Source organism: Helicobacter sp. T3_23-1059 (assembly GCF_053654515.1).
The window spans coordinates 35,005-51,156 of record NZ_JBSIUV010000019.1; the positions used below are offsets into that span (position 1 = coordinate 35,005).

18 protein-coding genes are annotated in these 16,152 nt (G+C 39.0%); 12 read left to right on the forward strand and 6 right to left on the reverse strand.

Going from position 1 to position 16,152, the window contains the following annotated elements; all coding sequences use genetic code 11:
- The 5 genes from ytpR to ispG all read right to left on the reverse strand — a co-directional run bounded on the left by ytpR (position 1) and on the right by ispG (position 6,149).
- Positions 1–2,697 (reverse strand): YtpR family tRNA-binding protein, encoded by a 2,697-nt coding sequence (ytpR, locus tag ACWIX0_RS06945; RefSeq protein WP_454173099.1) that lies wholly within the window; start codon positions 2,695–2,697, stop codon positions 1–3.
- Positions 2,698–2,707: 10 nt separating this feature from the next.
- The gene (gene pheS, locus ACWIX0_RS06950) at positions 2,708–3,709 is read right to left on the reverse strand and encodes a phenylalanine--tRNA ligase subunit alpha (protein WP_454173101.1); all 1,002 of its coding nucleotides are present in this window, start codon (positions 3,707–3,709) and stop codon (positions 2,708–2,710) included.
- Between the two features lie 149 nt (positions 3,710–3,858).
- A complete protein-coding gene (gene rpsI / locus ACWIX0_RS06955) occupies positions 3,859–4,254 on the reverse strand; it encodes a 30S ribosomal protein S9 (protein ID WP_454173103.1) in 396 nt (131 codons plus the stop codon).
- A gap of 11 nt (positions 4,255–4,265) precedes the next feature.
- Positions 4,266–4,703 (reverse strand): 50S ribosomal protein L13, encoded by a 438-nt coding sequence (gene rplM, locus ACWIX0_RS06960; RefSeq protein ID WP_454173132.1) that lies wholly within the window; start codon positions 4,701–4,703, stop codon positions 4,266–4,268.
- Positions 4,704–5,006: 303 nt separating this feature from the next.
- The gene (gene ispG, locus ACWIX0_RS06965) at positions 5,007–6,149 is read right to left on the reverse strand and encodes a flavodoxin-dependent (E)-4-hydroxy-3-methylbut-2-enyl-diphosphate synthase (protein ID WP_454173105.1); all 1,143 of its coding nucleotides are present in this window, start codon (positions 6,147–6,149) and stop codon (positions 5,007–5,009) included.
- Positions 6,150–6,336: 187 nt separating this feature from the next.
- Between ispG and hypA the strand changes: the two genes are divergently transcribed.
- From hypA to ACWIX0_RS07025, 12 genes are all read left to right on the forward strand, one after another.
- Positions 6,337–6,699, forward strand: a complete 363-nt coding sequence (gene hypA, locus ACWIX0_RS06970) for a hydrogenase/urease nickel incorporation protein HypA (protein ID WP_454173107.1) — start codon at positions 6,337–6,339, stop codon at positions 6,697–6,699.
- Between the two features lie 10 nt (positions 6,700–6,709).
- Complete coding sequence (gene mua / locus ACWIX0_RS06975) at positions 6,710–7,504, forward strand: nickel-binding protein Mua (protein WP_454173109.1); 795 nt, start codon at positions 6,710–6,712, stop codon at positions 7,502–7,504.
- A 125-nt stretch (positions 7,505–7,629) separates the two neighbouring features.
- A complete protein-coding gene (locus ACWIX0_RS06980) occupies positions 7,630–7,923 on the forward strand; it encodes a hypothetical protein (protein ID WP_454173110.1) in 294 nt (97 codons plus the stop codon).
- Positions 7,923–8,210 (forward strand): type II toxin-antitoxin system RelE/ParE family toxin, encoded by a 288-nt coding sequence (locus ACWIX0_RS06985; protein ID WP_454173112.1) that lies wholly within the window; start codon positions 7,923–7,925, stop codon positions 8,208–8,210. The genes ACWIX0_RS06980 and ACWIX0_RS06985 overlap by 1 nt, the downstream gene beginning before the upstream one ends.
- A 105-nt stretch (positions 8,211–8,315) precedes the next feature.
- On the forward strand, positions 8,316–9,782 hold the full coding sequence (locus ACWIX0_RS06990) for a Cas10/Cmr2 second palm domain-containing protein (protein ID WP_454173114.1): 1,467 nt from the start codon (positions 8,316–8,318) through the stop codon (positions 9,780–9,782).
- Positions 9,783–9,793: 11 nt separating this feature from the next.
- On the forward strand, positions 9,794–10,384 hold the full coding sequence (locus tag ACWIX0_RS06995; protein ID WP_454173115.1) for an RAMP superfamily CRISPR-associated protein: 591 nt from the start codon (positions 9,794–9,796) through the stop codon (positions 10,382–10,384).
- A 10-nt stretch (positions 10,385–10,394) separates the two neighbouring features.
- Positions 10,395–11,855, forward strand: a complete 1,461-nt coding sequence (locus tag ACWIX0_RS07000) for a hypothetical protein (RefSeq protein ID WP_454173117.1) — start codon at positions 10,395–10,397, stop codon at positions 11,853–11,855.
- A complete protein-coding gene (locus ACWIX0_RS07005) occupies positions 11,852–13,219 on the forward strand; it encodes an RAMP superfamily CRISPR-associated protein (protein WP_454173119.1) in 1,368 nt (455 codons plus the stop codon). The genes ACWIX0_RS07000 and ACWIX0_RS07005 overlap by 4 nt, the downstream gene beginning before the upstream one ends.
- Positions 13,216–13,662, forward strand: a complete 447-nt coding sequence (locus ACWIX0_RS07010; protein WP_454173121.1) for a TIGR04423 family type III CRISPR-associated protein — start codon at positions 13,216–13,218, stop codon at positions 13,660–13,662. The genes ACWIX0_RS07005 and ACWIX0_RS07010 overlap by 4 nt, the downstream gene beginning before the upstream one ends.
- Positions 13,655–14,863, forward strand: a complete 1,209-nt coding sequence (locus ACWIX0_RS07015) for an RAMP superfamily CRISPR-associated protein (RefSeq protein WP_454173122.1) — start codon at positions 13,655–13,657, stop codon at positions 14,861–14,863. Before ACWIX0_RS07010 ends, ACWIX0_RS07015 begins: the two co-directional genes overlap by 8 nt.
- On the forward strand, positions 14,863–15,111 hold the full coding sequence (locus ACWIX0_RS07020) for a hypothetical protein (RefSeq protein WP_454173124.1): 249 nt from the start codon (positions 14,863–14,865) through the stop codon (positions 15,109–15,111). The genes ACWIX0_RS07015 and ACWIX0_RS07020 overlap by 1 nt, the downstream gene beginning before the upstream one ends.
- Positions 15,108–15,275: a hypothetical protein gene (locus ACWIX0_RS07025; RefSeq protein ID WP_454173126.1), complete on the forward strand. Its 168-nt coding sequence runs from the start codon at positions 15,108–15,110 to the stop codon at positions 15,273–15,275. The genes ACWIX0_RS07020 and ACWIX0_RS07025 overlap by 4 nt, the downstream gene beginning before the upstream one ends.
- Before the next feature lie 111 nt (positions 15,276–15,386).
- On the opposite strand, the gene ACWIX0_RS07030 is transcribed toward ACWIX0_RS07025, so the two are convergent.
- Positions 15,387–15,518: a hypothetical protein gene (locus tag ACWIX0_RS07030; RefSeq protein WP_454173128.1), complete on the reverse strand. Its 132-nt coding sequence runs from the start codon at positions 15,516–15,518 to the stop codon at positions 15,387–15,389.
- Positions 15,519–16,152 lie beyond the last annotated feature (634 nt).

The window sequence follows — 16,152 nt, forward strand, 5'->3', positions numbered from 1 at the left end:
TTATTGTTTTAGCTTCGCACCAAAGCTAGAATCTAGCACTTCTAGCACCGCTTGCACCCTTTTGCCTAGCTCATCTTCGCTAAGGCTAGAATCTATGGGCGTAAAAACTAAGCGAATAGTAAGCGCAAAGCCATCTTTTTCATAAATATCTAGCGGATAAGCCCTGCTAAGATGCTCTATGTCTGCGCTTAAAATCGCTTCTTTTATGTCGCTAAAAGGAATGTCTTTGTTGATTAGCACCGTTATGTCGCGCTCATTTTCGTGCAAGCGCGAAGTAGGCAGGGCTTTGGCTGGATTTAGCTGTGGGATTTCATAGATTTCGGCAAAAAAGCTATCAGCGATTTCTAATTTGGCTTGGAGCGTGGGATTTAGCTTTGCTACTATGCCGATTTTTTGCCATTGTTTTTGTGCGTGATTTTGCTCTTTTTTAAAATCGCTAGAATCTAGCGTATTAAAATCTTGCTTATCAAAATTTTGTTTTGGGATAAAAATCTCTGCGCAAATATGCGGGTGTGCTTGGGTCGGAATCTCACTTGGCTTTTGCAATCTAAAATCCCCTAAAATATTTGCTACCACCTCACAAAAGCTATAAAAATCCCATTTTTTGCCTTTGGGGTAGGGGTAGGACTCCCCTCTCTCTAGCCCGCTTGCTACAATCCCAAAATGCTCTTTTTGCTCTCTTTTTGCGTCATAAACTGCGCCTATTTCAAACAATCTAATATTTTTGTAGCCTAGATTTTGGTTGCGCTTAATGCTCTCAAAAAGCGATGGGATAAGGCTACTTCTAACCGTGTCTAGCTCGGTTGTGATGGGATTGCTAAGCTCTAGGGCAGAATCTAGCACTTCATAGCCCCATTCTTGCAAGACGCTTTTTTGGGCAAACAAAAAATGGATACATTCATAAAATCCATTTGCTAGAGCGCGTTTAGCTAAATCGCGCTTATTTAGATAGGAATGAAGCGTTGGCGTGTAGGCTTTTGGCTGGATACCGATGTAGGGTTTTGGCTCAATATTTTCTATGCCATAGACGCGCAAAAACTCCTCTGTGATGTCTTGCTGGGTGTGAATATCGTGGCGATAGGCTGGAGGAATGATACGAAAAATATCGGCTTCGCCATTTGCCTCAAGCCGAAAATCTAGTTGCTTTAGAATCTGTGCGATTTGCTCTTTTGATACATTTTTACCTATGGCTTGGCTGATAGCTTCAAATGACGCACTAATGACAATCCTATCTTTTGCTTCTTGCATTTCTAACTCTTGGTAGCCCGAGTAGATGAGACAATCTGCACGAGTATGCAAAATCTCACAAAAGAAATTCATACCTACAAATAGCTGTGGATTTGCCCCGCGCATAGAGCGGTAGGTGGTGGTTTTATCTTGGGCGATTTTGTGGGTGAAAAGATTTTGAGAGATAATATGTGGGGATAAAAAACTAGCCTGTATCACCACAATCAATGAGTCATCAGCCTCTTTTTGACTAGAATCTAAATCGTCCTCAAAAAAATCCTCCTCATCACTAGAATCTAGCTCGTATTCTTCGCGCTGATATTTTGTGATAGTAAAATCTTGGTTTGCTATTTTGCTATCATTTTTGTTGATATTTTTGCTAGCGTTTGGGCTAGATTGTGTTGGTGGATTTTGGGTAGATTTGCTGTCCTCATCGTTAGGATTTTGAGTAGATTTTTCATTAGATTGCTTGTTTGATTCTTTATTTGACTCTTGGGATTGTATTTTTTTAAAATCATCTGTTTTAGCATAGCTTTTTACCCCTATGACGCAGAGTTTGTTATCATCTCTATCATATACGCACTCAAAGCCTTTTTCATCTTTTTGCACTTTTAGCATCGCGGGCAATGCGCTATCGCAAGGAAGCGCGTAAATATCTAGTAGCACACCTGTCATAAAGGTAGTGAAAATTTTGTGGTTTTCTAGGGTATTTTTGGTAAGCAAGCCATTATAAGCGAGGATTATCTCTTCGATTACGGAGGGGCAAATATGCGTAATCTTAGCGACTTTGTAAAGCAAAATAGAATCAATATTGCATTTTGCAGTGGTGTTTAGCACCCTGCCTAGCCCTAGTGCTATGGCGTTTTCTCTCTCTTTTGGCAATGATACATAGCTATCAAACACGCTTGCCAGCTCTCTTGCCACACCTAGCACAGATAAGCAATCGCCACGATTTGGGGTTAGAGATATTTCTAAAAAATATTGATTAAAAAATGGATAATCGCTTAGCTCCCTGCCTAATTCTAGCTCGCCCACGCTAGAATCTAGCACCATAATCCCATCATTTATCTTGCATAGCCCAAGCTCGCTAGAGGAGCAAATCATACCATAGCTAGTTACGCCTCTAAGATTGCTTTGTTTGATTTCAAAAAACGCGCTTTTTTCATCTTTTGGCGGGAGTTTCGCGCCCTCTAAAGCAAGGGCTACAAACTGATTTTGCTCTACATTTTTCGCACCACATACGATTTGGAGAGTTTGGCTGCCTATATCGACTTGACATACGCTTAGTTTATCGGCATTTGGGTGGGGGGTTTTTGCGACTACTTTGCCTACGACTACGCGTTTAGACACTTGCAAACGCCATAATTTTTCTACCTCGATTCCAATGTCATTTAAAATCTTAGCAATTTGTTCAATATCGCGTCCCTCTAAATCGATAAATTGGGATAAAAGATAGGTAGAAATAATCATTCAAAATCCCTTAAAACTGCTCTAATAATGCCAAGTCATTTTCATATAGACTTCGCATATCACTAATCCCAAGACTTAGCATACAAAGCCTCTCAATCCCCATACCAAAGGCATATCCGCTGACATTTTCATAACCTACGGCTTTAAATACATTATCATTTACAAGCCCACAGCCAAGCACTTCTAGCCAGCCACTATGCGAGCATACGCGACAGCCCTCCCCACCGCAAAATACGCACGAAATATCCACTTCTGCGCTCGGCTCTGTGAATGGAAAAAATGAGGAGCGAAATCGCACTTTGACTTCGCCAAACATAAATTTCAAAAAGTTTTCTAGCACATATTTTAGATGCGCAAAACTCACTTTGCCCACTTCATCGACTAAAAGCCCCTCTACTTGATGAAACATAGGAGAATGCGTCAAATCATAATCTCGCCTAAAAGTCGCGCCCGGACAAATCATTTTGATAGGTGGTTTTTGAGCTAGCATAGTGCGGACTTGCACGGGGGAGGTGTGCGTGCGGAGTAGCTTAGAATCATTGAAATAAAAGGTATCTTGCATTTCCCTTGCGGGGTGGTATTTAGGCAAGTTTAGCGCGGTAAAATTATGAAAATCATCTTCTACTAATGGACCCTCACATAGCTCATATCCCATACTTACGAAATAATGTATAATTTTATCTTTTGTGTAGTTTATGGGGTGTCCTACGCTTCTGTTTTGGGTTGTATTAAAAAGGCTTACATCAATTTTTTCTTTTTCTAGCGCGGAATGTAGTTTAGCAGATTCTAGGGTGGCTTTTTTTGCTAGGTATAGCGATTCAAAAGTATTTTTTAGCTCATTTAGCTCTTTTGCTTTTTGCTTTTTTTCCTCTTGGCTTAACTCTCGCAATAGCGCAAATTGCGCTGTCAAAATGCCTTTTTTGCCAAGAATCTCTACGCGTAGATTTTCCAACTCCTGCAATGTTTTAGAGCTTTGAATCTTATCTAAAAACGATTTGTCTAAAATCGACATTCATACTTCCTTAAATTAAGCCACTTAATGTTTTATTTGAGCTAGCATTTTAAGCCATAAATTAGTTTTTAGCTTACTTCTAAATCCCCCTCCTAAAAACCATAAAAAACCAAGTAAAGCACCAAAAACCAAAACCCCCCCAAAAAATATTATCTCTTAGAGAATTGTGGGCTTCTGCGTGCTTTGCGTTTGCCGTATTTTTTGCGCTCTACTACGCGTGAATCGCGTGTAAGTAAGCCTTTTGGTTTCAAAACCGCCCTAAAGGCAATATCATAGGAATTTAACGCCTTAGAAATCCCGTGCCTTAGGGCTTCTGCTTGTGCGGAGTAGCCACCACCAAAGGTGTTTGCCTCAATATCTACTGATTTTTCTTGCTTGGTTAGCACGAGCGGTTGGAGGACTTTTTTCTTTATCGCTTCGTGTCCGCCCAGCCACATATCTAGCGTTATTCCATTGACTTTTAGCTTGCCACTGCCAGATTTTAGCCATACTTTAGCGATTGCAGTTTTTCTTTTGCCTGTTGCATAGATTTTTTTTGTTGCCATTTTTTTCCTTTCTACTTGCTTTTATTTGCGCTTTTTGTGTTGTTGATTTGCGCTGTGTGTGGGTGTTCTTCCCCAGCATAGACTTTTAGTTTTTTTATCATTGCTCGTCCTAATTTTGTCTTAGGTAGCATACCTCGCACCGCTAGGTAGTATAGCTTTTGTGGGCTTTTTTCTAGCATTTCTTGCAGGGTTTTTGATTTTGCGCTACCAAAATAGCCTGAATGTGTAAAATACTCTTTGTCTTGGAGTTTTAGCCCAGAAAATGCGACTTTTGTGGCATTTACCACTACTACGAAATCCCCACAATCCACATTTGGCGTAAATGATGGCTTATGCTTGCCACGCAAAAGCGTGGCGATTTGCGTGATGAGTCGTCCAAAAGTTTTGTCTTTTGCATCAAGCAAATGCCACTCTCGTTTGATTTCGCTTGATTTTAGCGATTTTGTCATTTTGTCTGTTTTGTTGGTTTTATTTGCCATTTCAATGTCCTTTATGACTTCAAAGTTACAAAAGCAAAATTATAGCTTTTTTTGCTTAAGTAAAGCTTAAATTATGCAAGATTTAAGGTTTTTTGCCATAGTGCCTTGTGGCGCGTATTTTAGATTTTGATTTGTAGATTTTGCAATAAAAATAGATGTTTAATCTAGCGTCTAATTAGCATCTAGTTGGTTTAATCGCTACTTTGTTTATATCTTGCAAAAGTGTTTAACCCAAAACCTTTATAAACCAATCCTGCTTTATTATTTAGTTTTTTAGGCTTCTTTAGCTTGCATTTCTTGTGCTAGATTTTCTACTTCCGCGACAAATTCCTCTAGCAACTGCGATTCGGGGAGTTTTTTTAGAATCTCCCCCTTTTTTATTATCATTCCGCTTTTGTTGCCAAACGCTATGGCAATGTCTGCGTGTTTTGCCTCGCCTAGCGCATTTACCGCACAGCCCATCACGCTTACTTGCATAGGAGTTTTGATATGGCTTATGCGAGATTCTACGGCTTTTATCATCTCTACTAGATTTGCTTCTATCCGCCCGCAAGTCGGGCAAGAAATGATAGTGATTCCCTGCTTTTGTCGCCCGCTATATCGCAATATAGCGCGTGCTAGGGCGATTTCATTTTCTAGCTCGCCTGTGATAGAGCAGCGCATCGTATCGCCTATGCCCTCCATAAGTAGCCCTCCTAATGCCATAGAGGATTTTATCGTGGAGTGAAACATCGTCCCAGCTTCTGTAACGCCTAGATGAAAAGGATACTCCACAAGCGGACGAAGCATTCTATACGCGCTCATTGTGCGCTCTGCATCGCTTGCTTTTAGCGAGATTTTGATATTGCTAAATCCAAAATCCTCTAGCAATTTAATATTATAAAGCGCAGATTCTACCATTCCTTTGGGAGTCGCGCCATATTTTATGTCAAACTCTTTTTCTAAGCTCCCGCCATTTACGCCGATTCTTATGGGGATTTGTGCTTCATTGCAGGCTTTTGCTACGGCTTGTATTTTTTCTTTGCTACCGATATTTCCGGGATTTATGCGTATGCAATCCACGCTTTGGGCAGCGATTAGTGCGTATTCATAGCGGAAATGAATATCAGCGATAAGTGGCAGTGGCGAGATAGATTTTAGCTCTTTTAGCGCGTTTGCGTCTTTTAGGTCATGCACTGCTACGCGGACAATATCCGCACCTGCTAGGGCTAGTCTATCAAGTTGTTCTTTGGTAGCTTTTATGTCTTTGGTTTTAGAAAAAGTCATACTTTGCACAGAGATTGGCGCGTCTCCTCCTATGGCTACTTTTCCTACAAAAATCTGCTTTGTAGGATAGCGAGCAGGCAAGGTAGCGGAAGTAGTAGAAGCGTTGGTATTATTTTTTGTGCTAGAAGTTGTTTTAGATTTTGTTGGCATTGGTGTTTCCTTTTTTAGATTTTGCAAATAATCTCTACGAAAATCTTTGTAAAAATAAATCTTGCATTGTAGCCAAAATCTATAAATGTGAAATTATGCGAAAATGTGCTAAAATCTAGCATTTTTTTTAAGCAGATTTTATCTCGCTTAAAAGCCAACTATCAACAAAACAAACAAAAGAGGACAAATGCACGAATATTCCATCATATCCGCACTCATAGAGCAATGTGAAGAAATCGCTATCCAAAATCGAGCCTACAAAATCGATGAAATCACCATTAGCGTGGGTGAGCGAAGTGGCATAGAAATCGAGCTATTAAAAAACGCATTTGATACATTTGCGATGGAGAGCATAATATGTAGCGGTGCAAAGCTCATCATAGAGAGGCAAGAAGTAGTCCTAGAATGTGCTAAATGTGGCAAACAAACAAGCGCAAAAGAAATGCAATACAGCAAATGTCAGCACTGCTCTAGCACGCAAGTAGAAATCATAAAAGGGCGCGATATAATGCTAATGCGACTAAATATGCTAGAAAATCAAACAACTTAAAGGAGCATAAATGGAGCTAGAAAAAGAAATCATAAAAGAAGTCCTAAGGCGAGCAGAAAACGAAAATCTACAAGATATAAAAGATAGTTGGGATATGCGCGGTTTTATCGGGCGCAAAAAAGATGAGCTGACAAATGAAATCAAAAGCTATAAACAAGAGATTTTGACTTATCAAGATGAGTTAAAAGATTTGCGAAAAGAGCTAGCAGAGGGCAAAAATACCATAGAGGATTTAGAATCCAAAAAACAACGATTAGAAGAGGACATAAAACAGCTAACCCAAGAGCTAAAAGTCGAGCAAGCAAAAAGCGAAGTCAAAGCCGAGCAAAAAGAAGTCCTAAACTCACGCCAAAAACTCCTCCCCGCCGCCCTAAAAAGCGTGCAAATCTACCTAAAAGACGGCTCTGTGGCAAAAGCAAAACCAGCCCAAAAACTATTTGGCGAGGATATATACAAAAAATATCGCGTAGAGCTAAAAGAAAACCATATCTTAAAAATGCAGCTTACCGAACTAGAGCTAGAAAACAAACGATTAAATATTGAATTGCGCGATTTTTATGCCGAGCTAGTGCTAGAGGGTATGAGCGAAAATCAGCAAAAAGAAGCGACAAAAAAAGCCAAAATCGAAATGCTTTTTGATGACAATAAAGAATCTAACGACAAAGCAAAAAATCAAGCAGGGCAAAAAGAAAAAAAATCTAGCGAAATTATTGACTCTAAAGGCGATTTTATCGCTACGCAAGAGGATATAAGCGAGTTTAAACAAATGCTAAAAGCCCAAAAAGAAAAAAAGACAAAAAAATGACAAAACGCACAAAATGACAAAACGCATTGTAAATTTTTGTAACTTGATTTTGTAAGTATTGCGTAGGCATATTATTTATACTATAATTAAGTTACTTAGATTATGCTACTTGACAAGGATAAACAATGACAGATTACAGCACATACAACGCGAGCAAATTAAGGCACGCTCTAAATTCCACTCGCAAACAAATCGCAAAATTTGAAAACGAAATAATCAAGGCGGATAAGCAGATAAAAATATGTAGTGCAAAACGCGAGACATATTTACAAAGAGAAGCCATTATCGCAAGGGAGCTAAATATGAAGTTAGCAGTTCCAAACGAGGAAACACGCAAGGCATTAGATGATGATTTTATTGTCGCTAGTGGAATCAATCATACAGAGTTTATGGCGTCCTTAGATGATGAGGACTCATAGTGCGAGAAATTTTTTATTATAATACTTACAAAAAAGATTTAAAGCTAGTAAAAAAGCAAAGCTCAAGCAAAGGTTGGGATTTAGACAAAATTGATGAAGTAGTTTTGATTTTACAAACTAGCGATACTTTGCCACCAAACTTGCAAGACCATAATCTTTTGGGAATTTATAAAGATTTTAGGGAATGCCATATTTATGGGGATTTAGTCATTGTTTATACACGCAACGAAACAGAATTGCATTTGCGCAGAATAGGCAGACACCAAGACTTATTCAAAGATTATTAAATAGTGCAAAAACGATTTTGCAAAATCTATGTGATTAGCTGTTGATTTTTTTTTTTTTTTTTGTAATATTGCGTTTTTACACAAAAACTTAAAAGGAGTGAAAAAGTGGCTTATCTTTATGGATTTAGCGCGATTGGGTTACAAGATTTTATTTTTCGCACAAACGCATTGCGTGAGATTATCGGGGCAAGTGAGTTAGTAAAGAGGATTGATAATTTAGGGCAGAATTTACAAAATTTTTTGCAAACAAATGGCGTGAATCTATCCAAAAACCCCGAAGTGATTTTATCAAATGCGGGGAATTTTCGTGCGATTTTTGATAATGAAGCAGATGTGCAAAATGTCATCAAAAATCTACCCAAACTAATCACAAAGCAATCTTATGGACTTCAAATCGCTCAAAGCCTAGTAAAAATGCAAGGCGATGATTATAAAAACGCGAACTCCACGCTAGAATCTCGCCTAAAAATCGCACGAAATAAAATCACATTTCCGCTTGATTTTTCGCTACTGCCATTAAAGCATAATCCAAAAACCGCCCTCCCGCTTATTCCGCAAAGCAAAAATGGCGAAAAATGCGATAAATCCACACTTCAAAAATTACAAGCCTTTGATGATTTTAATCAAATTCACCCAGATTCTATAAACGAACTAGCCCAACTAAAAAATGCCAAAAACAAAATCGCCTTGCTTTATGCCGATGGCAACGCGCTAGGCGCAATCGTGCGAAATTTAGACAAAAATGAAATGAAAGATTTTTCACATAAGCTAGACAAAGCCACAAAAGACGCGTTTAAAAATGCCTGTGAATCCACAAAACAAAATCTAGCCAACAACGATAGCTTCAAAATCCGCGAAGTGATTTGCGGTGGCGATGATTTGGTAGTGGTTTGCAACGCCGATATTGCGCTAGATTTTGCAAAAAATTTTTTAGCGCATTTTGAAAATGCCACACAAAATATTCATAAAGGCGAAAATCTAACCGCGTGCGCTGGAATCGCATTTTTTAACCACAAATATCCCATTCACTACGCCCTAAAACTTGCCAAAGATTTGTGCGCTCGTGCTAAAAGCGACTCTAAAACCATAAATGCCAAAAATCCGCCCTCTTGCCTAATGTTTCACAATATCCAAAGCTCTGCGGTGCGAAGTTTTAGCGCGTTTGTCGAAAATGAGCTGACTTTAGGCACAAACAAAGTAGCACAAAATGCCGTTAGATTAGATTTTGGTGCGTATTTTTTGCGACAAATCAATGAATCTACGCCTACGATAGAAAACTTGCTAAATTTAATAGATATTTTTAGGGACAAAGATTCGCCTCTGACGCGCCTTAGGCAATGGCTAAGCATATTAGAATCTAATCGCAATTTAGCGGACAATGAACTACAACAAATCGCTAAAATCTACGCGGATTTTGGCAAAGGCAATAGAGATAATCTAGCAAGTTTTCAAGCCCTGCATAAAGATTTGCGCCTAGAAAATCTCATAGTGCAAAAAGACGGCATAGAAAAAACGCCCATTTTTGACATTATCAGCATTATTTCAAACACGCAAAGCATACAACAAAAATGAGGGGGAGCAAAATGAATAAACCTAGCGAAATTATCCACTACAAAATCACATTTTTAGATTTTTGGCATTTAAGCAGCGGGCTAAGTGGCGGAGTGCGGTTTGACAATAGTGCGATAAAAGATAATGAAGGCTTCCCCTTTGTCCCTGCTAAAAGCCTAAAAGGCGTTTTGCGCGAAGTAGCGACTTTGCAAAAAGCACATTTTTCAAACGACTTTGTAGAATCTTGCTTTGGTGAAGAAGTGCAAAAAAATCGCGCACCAAACGCTGGGGCTTGTCATTTTAGCAATGCGACTTTAAGCCAACTTACCAAAAAAGAGCTAAAAGCCCAAAATCTAACACATTTTTTATTTGCCAAAATCGCATCCACAGCGATTGATGAGCGTTATGGCAGTGCAAAAGATGGCTCATTGCGCGAAATCGAAGTGATAAAGCCCATAAGTCTTTATGGCACAATCCACAATGTCCCATCACAGCACACCCAAACTATGCAAAATCTACTCAAATCCCTAAAATCAATGGGGCTAAATCGCAATCGTGGATTAGGACGGCTAAAAATAGAGATTTTGCAAAATAACGCAAATAGCGCAGATTCTACGCATTAAAGGGGGCAAAATGAAGCAAATATATTTCAAACTCACGCTTTTAAGCGACATTGTTTTGCAAAAAAGCGCGAATACGCAGGGCAAAAATCAAAGTAGGGATTGTATCAGTGGCGCGGTGTTTTTGGGTATCGTAGCAAAGCATTATGATGAGTTTGCAAAGCCTTTTGATATTTTTCATAGCGGTGCGGTGCGATTTGGCGAGGCAAAGCCGCTGATAAATGGCAAAATCGCATACAAAACCCCACTTTGCTTTTTTGCTCCCAAAAATGCCACGCAAAAAGATAATGGTTCTAGCGAAATCTACAACGCGCTATTTTGTGATTTAGGCAGTGAAGTATTGCAAGAAAAGCAACTAAAACAGATTCGTAGCGGCTACATAAACGAAAATTTACAAAAGGCGGATTTAGCGACTAACTACACACAAAAAGTCAATCTATCTACAAAAGATAATGACGGAAATAACGCAATGTTTGGATATGAAGCTATCGCAAAAGGTGCGGAGTTTGGCTTTTGTGTGAGATTTGAAAATAGCGTAGCCCAAAATGACATAGATAAAATCACACAGATTTTGCAAGGATTGCACTTTATCGGCAAATCTAAAAACGCCGAATATGGCGAGGTAAAAATCGAAGTTATGGAGGATTTTAGCGAGATACCCACAGAATCACATAGCGTTATAAATACAGATTTACACAGCGATTCAAACGAGGTTTTTCTCTATGTCGCCTCCCCTTTGGCACTTTTTGATAGCGACACTACGATGCCTACTTTTAGTCTAAATGCGAAAAATTTAGGGCTAGATTCTGCCAAAATCGTGTGGCATAAAACACATTTGCAAACCCAAATCTACACGCCTTATAATCAAAAGCGAAAAGCAAAAGATAGCGCACGGCTAAGCATTTTGCAAGGTAGCGTTATCACGCTTACAAATCTAAGCCAGCGCGATAAAGAAAAGCTAAAACAAAGCGTATTTTTCGTAGGGGGATTTTTAAGCGAGGGCTATGGTGAAATGCTAGTGAATCCTAGCTTTTTACTACACGGGCAGGGCACAAAATCATTTGCGTTGCAAGATGGCAAAATCAAAAAATCTAAAATCGATTGCACCGCTTTGCAAAATTTACCAAAAGATAGCGATTTAATCGCGTATTTGCAGGATTTAAAAAAGTTAGAATCTAACAAAATCAATATCCAAAACGAAGTCGATGACTTTATCGCTAATCACAAAGATAAATTTGATAGCGTTACAAACGCGCAATGGGGAAGTATTCGCGCATTTACCCAAATGGTAGATGAGGGCGAATTAGCAGGGTATATCAAAGAATACATAAACGAAGAGCGATTAAAAGAAAAATGGAGCGATGGGCGTGAAGTGCTAGAAAATTTTGTAGAGACGCACGACAAAGACGCCATTGCTTTGCTTGCTACGCGTATGCCAAAAGCGCAAGATTCTAAAAAAGGGGGCGATAAATGAGCAACACAACAATTTTAGCACATATCATTTTGGAGGCAGATTCCGCGCTTCATTTTGGCAGTGGGGATTTTGATATGCTTTATGATAGCCCCATTCAGCGCGATTTTAATGGATTGCCCATCATTCTTGGGACTAGCATTTGTGGCGTGATTCGCGCCCTTGCAAAGCAAGAGAGATTAGATTTAGATTCGCTTTTTGGAGGACAAGATTTTGGCTCGCGCCTTATCTTTTCAAACGCTCTTCTTTTGGACGAAAATATGAAAGTCAAAGAAAATCTAATCCCATTTAGCACACTTGCAAAATCCAAATTTTTATCGCATTTTCTCTCTTTGCCACAACGGCAACACAACGCCATTGATTACAACGGCACTTGCAAAGACGGCGCAAAATTTGATGAAGAAGTCATTTTCAAAGGCGCACGATTTAAATGTGCTATGTCTATGGATTTGTCAGGTGGCGAAAATGAGAAGCGCGACAAAGAAGCGTTTTTTAAGATTTTAAGCCTTTTTTACTCGCCATTTATTCGTTTCGGAGCGGGTAGCACAAAGGGCTTTGGCAAAATTAAAGCACACAAAATCACTTATGAGATTTTGCAAACCCCTTTTAGCAAATCCGCTAGTCTAAATGAAAATCTAAGCGAACATTTCACGCCCGATTCTAGCATTTTATCGACAAAAAATTTCACGCATTACACGCTAAATCTAACGCCAGAGAATGTCTTTTTATTTGGTGCGGGATTTGGCGACAAAGAAGCTGATAGTATCGGTGTGAGCGAAAAAATCATCGATTATGACAAAGGCGATTTAAGCAAAGCAAAACTACTAATCCCCGCAAGTAGCATAAAGGGCGCGGTATCCCAACGAACGCGCTTTTATATCAACAAACATTTAGGTAACTTTATCGGCGAAACTAACGAGCTAGACAAAAAAGCCACACAAATCCACGCCACACTTTTTGGCGGTGCAGAATCTAGCGACACAAAATCTGCAAAATACCAAGCCACAAAGGGCAAAATCCTAATAAGCGATTTGTATTTGGATTTTGATAAAAACAAAGATTCACAGATTTTCGCTCACAATAGCATAGATAGATTCACAGGCGGGACGATTGATGGGGCGTTTTTTCAAGAGAGCGCAAACACAAGCCCCGCTTTTAGATTAGATATTTTTGTGGTAAATACGACAAATAGGGCGGATTTTCAAGATTTTGAAATCGCTTTGAAATCTTTTGAAAAGGCGTTACAAGATATTTGTGCGGGGATTTTGCCACTAGGGGCAATGAGTAGCAAAGGACACGGATTTTTTAGCGGGATTTTAGAAAAAGACGGAGTGCGCTTAAACGCGCAAAATGGAGAAAAAATATGAAAAATTTTGATGAACTAAAAGCGCAATTTAGCGCGTTGCAACGCGAAAATAAACATTTTGAGGGCTATATTTTAATGAGCGATAAAGAGCCCAAAGATTGTTTATTGGATACGCCACAGATTTTGCCTAGCTTTGATTCGCTTCACAATGGGCGCAATTTTATCGTAGAAGCGGGGCTATTTTGCGCAGATGCAAATGAGTGCATTTGTATCCGCCAAATCAACAACGGCTTTTTATTTAAGCGATTTTGCCTAAATGACTATCCGCACAAGGATTTTGAAAATTTCATCGCCATAAATGGAAAAGTGGCGAGAGTGGCGCAGATTTGGGAGGAAGTGTGCGATGAGGTATGTGAAAATCTGCCTGTTTTAACGCATAAATTTAGCGTATTTGCAGGATTTAATCGCAATATAGATTCTACAAAAGGGGGCGAAAATGGATAAAAATTTTGGAAATTATAACAAACGCGGTGGCAATCAGCGCAATCAAAATCATCAAAACAAACCAAAAGGGCAAAAAACGCCACCACCATATAATTTTATAGAGCCAAATGAGCGCGTATTTTATCCCCAAGAGTTTGGCGAAGTCGCAGATGATAAAATCAGTTTTACGCAACCTTTCAAAGATTCTCAAAGCGGGATTTTAGAGCTTACAATCATCGCAAAAAGCGACATTTTCACAGGTGGCTTTGAGGGCAAAAATGCCGATAAGAAATCTCCAAAAGATTTTTTTAAAATCGGTGATAAATACGCCCTAAGCGGTTCTAGTGTGCGAGGGGTAATTCGCACCATTTCACAAGTGCTTAGCTTTGGCAAATTTAAAACAGACGCGCCAGATTATAAGAAAAAAGGCGAGTTTGTGGAGCGAATCAAAAGCAATTTTAAATCAAACGAATCAAAGCTAGATATGACAGAGCGAATCTTTGGGCAAATTATCAATGCAAACGGCAAAAATTTCGCGCTAAAATCACGCATTAGTTTTTCGCATTTTATCGCTAGTAAAGTTTGCAGGGCACAATACACAAATCCCATATACATTTCTATGAAGCCCGATTTTGAAAAATCCAAAACCTACAAAGATAAGCAAGGTTTTAGATTCTACGCCCCACTAGGCAAAATTGAGCAATCAAAAGGCAACCAAAATAACGACAAAGTTTCATTTACCATCTCCCCACTAGGCAAAGGCACGGAGTTTGAAGGCAAATTGCGCTATTTCAATCTCACCAAAGCCGAGTTAGGTTTAGTCTTGCTTTGCCTGACTTCGCTTGATAGCGACAAAGGCGAATATTACAAATTTGGCGGGGCGAAATTCTACGGCTACGGCGATACGCAAATCAAACTAAATGGCATTAGCGAAGCCCTAAAAAATGACTGCATAAACGCATATAAAAATCTTTTGGCAAAAACGGATTTTGAGCTAGATTCACGCATAAATGATTTGCGCAACGCAAGCAAAAAACAAGGCAGTAGGGATTTTTTGAGCGCAAAAAACGCAAATCAAAATAACTCAAACCACAACAATACAAGCCAAAAACCCACCACACACCACAATGCAGCCCAAAAACATACGCAAGATAAACTACTTAATAAATACCAGCAAAATATTGATACAGATGATAATGATGACGATTGGAATGGATTTTAATGTATTTTTGTCATTTGCGAGATTCGCACCGCAAATCTTTGCACAAAGATTCGTCGAAGCAATCCACAAATTCCCACTCCCTTGCGGAGTGTAAGTTTTTATTTCCCCCTCCCTTGCGGATTTTATACCCCACCCTAAATCCCTCCCGCAAGGGGAGGGACTTTTTTGATTCCCCCTCCCTTGCGGAGGGGGTTAGGGGGTGGGTTTGTTATTTTTGGCATATTGAGGGCGTTGGTTTGTTATATTGAGTTTTCGTAGCAAACGAAATATCTCTAAAATCATAGATTGCCACGCAAAAATTCGCCTACATTCATTTTTTACTCGCATTTTTGCTCACAATGACGAAAAATCTACAATGACAGAGGAAAAATCTAAAAATACCCACCCCCTAGCCCCCTCCGCCACATTTTGATAATTTGGGGGAGGGGGGAAAACTACATTGTCATATTGAGCGTAAGCGAAATATCTCTATTTGTGTTTTTAGATTTTCTAAAGAAGTTGCACTTTGAGATACTTCGGTTTCTTACGAAAACCTCAGTATGACAAGTTTTTGTCGTGGATAGATTGCCACGCGGATTTTGTCAAATCCGCTCGCAATGACAAAATTTTTTGTCGGACTTAGATTTCGCAATAAACCCAAGTATCTAAAATCCATAAAAAACACCCAATAAAAACTCTAAAAACACCCCAAAAAACTATCAAAAAAAACACCAAAATCCACATAAAAAATTCTAAAAAATGTTTTAAAATCCCACCCAAAATCCAAAAATAATCCAAAAAATGCAAAATCTCAAATCCACACAACCCCGCCCACTACGCCACTCCAAAGCCTAAACACCTTGTAAAATGGCTATTTCAGGATATTTTAAGCATAGGAAAGCTATAATTCTCCCTGTCAAACGGAATTTGCGGAGAGTCGGTTTGAGCATGACCTGATTTTACAAGGGACTAAAACTGCGTAGTTATCTAACTCGTCTATCACTAAGTTTGAGCATGACCTGATTTTACAAGGGACTAAAACATTACATTGTGCTACCGCGTTTTGTTTTGGTTTGAGCATGACCTGATTTTACAAGGGACTAAAACCACCTCCACAATTTCCGTAAGATTTTTTAATACGCGATATAAACACTTTATGTGTTTATTCGCTATTACAATAATCTATGACATAGATTATTGTAATAGCGAAATTTTTTTCTCAACTTTAGGATTTTTTAGATTTTTTTAGACTTGTGGATTTTTTAGGATTTTTTGCTCTTTTTAGATTTTAGGCATGTGTGAAATATCTC